The organism is Candidatus Bandiella numerosa, from assembly GCF_021811875.1.
GTDB lineage: Bacteria > Pseudomonadota > Alphaproteobacteria > Rickettsiales > Midichloriaceae > Aquirickettsia > Aquirickettsia numerosa_A.
In genome coordinates this window covers 1-4515 of sequence record NZ_JAJBJD010000086.1, presented here as the reverse complement: position 1 = coordinate 4515, position 4515 = coordinate 1, and the positions used below count along the sequence as shown (strand labels likewise).

The following is a 4515-nucleotide window of genomic DNA, read 5'->3' as shown; positions in this document are numbered from 1 at the left end:
TACTCTTCTCTATACGTTCTTCTGCTTCTCTTACTAAAAATGACATTTTGCCTCCTCTTTCGTATGTACTTATCTTTTCATTCTATCATATATGTTTCTTTCTGCCTATTATGCAATGGTCTTTATTTGTGAACGTCTAATATATAAATGGTAAAAAAATCGCTACTTTTTCTAAAATCTTTTACTCAACCAGATAGCGCATTTGCTAGCTCTTTTTATGCAAGCGCTTAATATGGTATATCCTGGTGACTCTAAAGCGTCATGCCTTATTCCTATTTCTTTGTGCTCAACCTCTTCCTGTTGGAATTTTTTAATTTTATTAAGTAATGCCTTTTCTTTTGGATCTTTTTTCAATTTTTCAATCTGTTGTTGATAATGTTCCTCAATCACCTCTTCAACTGCCACCGTACATGCCATTGCAGATTTAGTACCCATTTTTGCAGTAACAGCACCAAGTACAAAGCCAAGTTTATTCCATAAAGGCATCAAAAGTGTAGGTCTAATATCTCTGTTGGTTAGTTCCTTATCAAAAAAATCTAAATGCTCAAGCTCCTGATTATACATATGTTTCACAGTTTCTAAATCTTTATCATTTTTTAAATATTTTATTTGCCCCTCATATATTCTTTTTGCGCCAAATTCGCCAGCATGATTGACTCTGATGACCTGCTCTATAAAATTTTTATTATTCTTTTTACTCATTTCAAATCACCATTTTTGTTAAATTTTATTACTAATAAAAAGAAAAAGAAAGCATATATTGCATTCCATATACTAATTGGTACACCAAAAAATTCATAACTCACTTGATCGCAAAGAATGTAATCTTGATTTGCTAACATTTTTTTATAATCCTCAAAATTTTCGGCGTCTCCGAGATTATTTAAACAATTACTTTGAAATCTAAAAAATCTCTTTTCTATTCCATAATGAAAAATTGCTATTGAAAAATTAATTATCAATAAAATTTCAATTGTAAGGTTGATAATTTTATTAAGTACATTTTTGAATAACTTCATTATGTTGGCTATAGTGATAACCCCCACTATAATATATAAAATTCTCTGGTAGATGCATAATTTGCAAGGTAGAATTTCGAAAAAATACTCTGATATGTATACAGTTGCCAAAGGAATCAGGCTAAGAAATAAGATGATAATTTTTTTATTTGAAAAAATCTTGCTCAACATGGTGTTTATAAAACATTAATTAAAAATAAATATATTTTTTTCCTTATAGATTTTATCGTTCTCAATATCCTTTAAAATTAAATAAAAAATCTTTTCATGTAACAAATTGTTGTTTGACCAAATAAAGATTTTGAATTCGTCCTCCATCTCTGGATCTAAATTTATAAAGCATTTTTTTTCAAAACACTTATCATTGCTTTGTATTTTGATTTCATATGGTTCTAGACTCTCTGCATAAATTATGAATTTCCTAGCTCTTGCGGATTTATTCTGAATTTTCAATGTATATGTATTACGTATTTGTCCATTTGGTGTTACAGTGAAAAATGGAGCCCTTTCTTTTATCAATACGAGATTTATATCTGATTTATTTATCAGACTATTTATTGCAAAAGTTGCGAAAATAACAAAGATAGCCCCATAAAGAAGGTTTTTAACTTTAAATATTTTTTTTATTAATTTTTCATCAGTTAGCCCATTTTTTAAAGCGTTCAAACTAGTATACAAGATAAGATTTTTTTCTTTGCCTATCTTTTCCATCACTTCATTACAAGCATCAACACATAGCCCACATCCTATACATTCCATTTGCAATCCATCTCTTATATCTATTCCTGTAGGGCATACTAAAACACACCTAAAACAATCAATACAATCTCCAGTTTTTTGTTCCAATTTTTTTCCTCTGGGTTCACCTCTATAATGGTTATATGTCATTAATTTTGTGTTATTTTCAATCATTGCAGATTGAAACCTTCCATATGGACACATATATGTGCAAACCTTTTCTCTTAAAAATCCAGCAAAGATAAAAGTTGTAAATGTGAGTGCTATTAACCAGATTTTACTAGAAAAAGTTAAATCAAAATTAATAATATTTATGGCTAAATCAAAAACATCTTGAAAATATGATACCCAGCTAAAAGCGAAAATAAATGCAAGTAATAGCCAAGTTAGATAAGTGAGAGATTTTTTTATAAGCTTTTCTTTGGAAAGGCAAGATTCATCTAACCTAATACGATTATTTCTATCTCCCTGAAAATAAGTTTCAATTTTTATAAAAAAATCAGTAAATACTGTTTGGGGGCAGGTGTAGCCGCACCAAAGTCTTCCATAAAGTGTTGTGAATATAAATAATGCCAAGGCAGATAAAATCAAAATTATAGTGATATAATAAATTTCATCAGACCAGATTTGTAAACCAAAAAAGTAGGCTTTTCTTGCAGGCAAATCAATCATAATGGCTTGATTAGGCAATCCTTGTTCTCTGTTCCACCTGAGCCAAGAGCCAAAAAAATATATAAACAATAAAGCGTAATTTACGCTATTCTTAATTGACCTATACTTACCGCTAATAGATTGGGCATAAACTTTACCTGTTCCAGAAGTCATTTAAATTTTTTAAAATAGCACTCGCTCTATTTAGATGCATCATATTCTTCCACGTTTTTTTCAATCCACTCAATAAGCTCAGCCCTTTGCATTGTTCCAACCTTAGTTTCAATAAGTTTTCCATCCCTAAACATCATCAAAGTAGGTATACTTCTTATACCTAATTTAGCTGGAATTTCAGGACTCTCGTCAATATTCAGTGACATTACCTTTACTCTAGCTTCAATTGTGTCAGAAACATCCCGCACTATTGGTAAAAAATATTTACAAGGGGCGCACCATTCTGCCCAAAAATCAACTATTGATATACCTCTGTGTTTTTCAATTTCTTGATGAAAATCTTTATCTGTGACCGGTAACATTCTATCTTCAAAATATTAAATTCTAGGTTAGATGCTATTAAATGTTAAAATAAATGTCAATATGTAGTTGAAATATTCATAATAAAGTCTATAAAGTATAGTCTAATAATGTAAATAATTTATAGTTGTTTTTTAATTATGGCAAAAGATGACATCATCGAAATGAGAGGGAAGGTTATAGAGCTGTTGCCTAACGCAACTTTTAGAGTAGAGCTTGAGAACGGTCATCAAATAATTGCATATACCTCAGGGAAAATGAGAAAAAATAGAATCAGAGTATTGGCGGGAGATGAAGTGACGGTGGAAATGACACCATATGATTTAACAAAAGGTAGAGTTAGTCATAGGCATTAACTATATATGTATAAATTTATACTTGCATCATCTTCACCTAGAAGAATGACTTTGCTTAAAAGTATTGGCTATGAACCAGATAAAGTAGTGCCTGCTAATATCGATGAAACTCCTAAAACAAGAGAATTGCCTGCAAAATTGGCTGAGAGATTGGCTTTAGAAAAAGCAGTAAAAATACATGAGCAATTTCCTGGCAGCATCATACTTGGAGCTGATACAATTGTGGCAAGAGGTAGATTGATAATTCCTAAGCCAAAAGATGAAATAGAAGCTCTTAAATATCTAAAATTGCTATCTGGTAGGAGGCATGTTGTATATACTGGTATATGCATCATAAAGGGTGAAAAATGCATAAAAAAAGTAGTGCAAACAAAATTAAAATTTAAGTTACTTACAAATCAAGAACTTGATAATTTAGTCAAATCAAATGAGTGGAAAGATAAATCTGGAGGGTATGCGTTGCAAGGCATGGCAGGGGCTTATATCAGCTGGATAAGTGGACACCCCAGCAATGTTATAGGACTACCAGTACATGAAACTTATAAAATTTTAAGCGGAATAGGTTTGAAGCAAAATATTGATATTATTTAAGCATTATTAATACGATTGAGCTTAATGGTGGGGGCACGTAAGCTTTTACTATGTGTTTTTGTTAATTTTAATTACTACAGCAACCATAAATTAACTTGAAGGTTTATTAAATTGATATTATTTTCATTTACTGTAATAGGTTAGGTTTGAAAATAATGGTATCAAGAGTTTATACCGTCTCTTTTTTGGGATTAAAAGTAGAAGAAGTTGAAGTGCAGGTGCATATTGGAGATGGTCTACCAGCTTTTTTCATTGTTGGACTTGCCAACAAGGCAGTTGCAGAATCAAAAGAGAGGATTAGGTCGGCATTTATAAGTATGGGGTTATCACTACCTGCTAAACGTATTACGGTTAATTTAGCTCCTGCAGATTTAAATAAAGAAGGCAGCCACTACGATCTACCAATTGCTGTTGCACTTCTTGTGGAAATGCAAATCATATCGCAAGAAGAAATAGAAAATTATGTCATACTTGGAGAACTATCGTTAAATAGTACAATAAATAAGGCATTGCTAAGCAAATATAGCGTCAAAGAAGAAATGTATATACACAGATAATTCAGCCATATCAGCGGCTTTGGAATAAGCCTTGGTTTTTCGATTGTATCTCTTGATAAAGTCTCTGAG

Annotated in this window: 7 protein-coding genes; 3 read left to right on the top strand and 4 right to left on the bottom strand. The window is 31.1% G+C overall.

Annotated elements, in window-relative coordinates:
- Positions 1-171: 171 nt before the first annotated feature.
- Genes L8D11_RS03650 through trxA form a run of 4 tightly spaced genes read right to left on the bottom strand, consistent with a single transcriptional unit; the run spans position 172 to position 2944 of the window.
- Positions 172-702, bottom strand: a complete 531-nt coding sequence (locus L8D11_RS03650) for a demethoxyubiquinone hydroxylase family protein (RefSeq protein ID WP_236870318.1) — start codon at positions 700-702, stop codon at positions 172-174.
- On the bottom strand, positions 699-1190 hold the full coding sequence (locus L8D11_RS03645) for a disulfide bond formation protein B (protein WP_236870317.1): 492 nt from the start codon (positions 1188-1190) through the stop codon (positions 699-701). Before L8D11_RS03645 ends, L8D11_RS03650 begins: the two co-directional genes overlap by 4 nt.
- 15 nt (positions 1191-1205) lie before the next feature.
- Positions 1206-2582 carry a cytochrome c oxidase accessory protein CcoG gene (gene ccoG, locus L8D11_RS03640; protein ID WP_236870316.1) on the bottom strand — a complete coding sequence of 459 codons (1377 nt, stop codon included), beginning with the start codon at positions 2580-2582 and terminating at the stop codon, positions 1206-1208.
- A gap of 26 nt (positions 2583-2608) precedes the next feature.
- On the bottom strand, positions 2609-2944 hold the full coding sequence (trxA, locus tag L8D11_RS03635) for a thioredoxin (protein ID WP_236870315.1): 336 nt from the start codon (positions 2942-2944) through the stop codon (positions 2609-2611).
- A 138-nt stretch (positions 2945-3082) separates the two neighbouring features.
- Here trxA and infA point away from each other — a divergent pair, with 138 nt between their 5' ends.
- The 3 genes from infA to L8D11_RS03620 all read left to right on the top strand — a co-directional run bounded on the left by infA (position 3083) and on the right by L8D11_RS03620 (position 4446).
- Positions 3083-3298 (top strand): translation initiation factor IF-1, encoded by a 216-nt coding sequence (gene infA / locus L8D11_RS03630; RefSeq protein WP_236870314.1) that lies wholly within the window; start codon positions 3083-3085, stop codon positions 3296-3298.
- Between the two features lie 6 nt (positions 3299-3304).
- Positions 3305-3889: a Maf family protein gene (locus L8D11_RS03625; RefSeq protein ID WP_236870313.1), complete on the top strand. Its 585-nt coding sequence runs from the start codon at positions 3305-3307 to the stop codon at positions 3887-3889.
- A 155-nt stretch (positions 3890-4044) separates the two neighbouring features.
- A complete protein-coding gene (locus tag L8D11_RS03620; RefSeq protein WP_236870319.1) occupies positions 4045-4446 on the top strand; it encodes a magnesium chelatase domain-containing protein in 402 nt (133 codons plus the stop codon).
- Positions 4447-4515: the final 69 nt, after the last annotated feature.

Bases quoted from the DNA above. Each gene is read 5' to 3' on its own strand.
- L8D11_RS03650 (WP_236870318.1), bottom strand. From the start codon at position 702: ATGAGTAAAAAGAATAATAAAAATTTTATAGAGCAGGTCATCAGAGTC.
- trxA (WP_236870315.1), bottom strand. From the start codon at position 2,944: ATGTTACCGGTCACAGATAAAGATTTTCATCAAGAAATTGAAAAACAC.
- ccoG (WP_236870316.1), bottom strand. From the start codon at position 2,582: ATGACTTCTGGAACAGGTAAAGTTTATGCCCAATCTATTAGCGGTAAG.
- L8D11_RS03620 (WP_236870319.1), top strand. From the start codon at position 4,045: ATGGTATCAAGAGTTTATACCGTCTCTTTTTTGGGATTAAAAGTAGAA.
- L8D11_RS03645 (WP_236870317.1), bottom strand. From the start codon at position 1,190: ATGTTGAGCAAGATTTTTTCAAATAAAAAAATTATCATCTTATTTCTT.
- L8D11_RS03625 (WP_236870313.1), top strand. From the start codon at position 3,305: ATGTATAAATTTATACTTGCATCATCTTCACCTAGAAGAATGACTTTG.
- infA (WP_236870314.1), top strand. From the start codon at position 3,083: ATGGCAAAAGATGACATCATCGAAATGAGAGGGAAGGTTATAGAGCTG.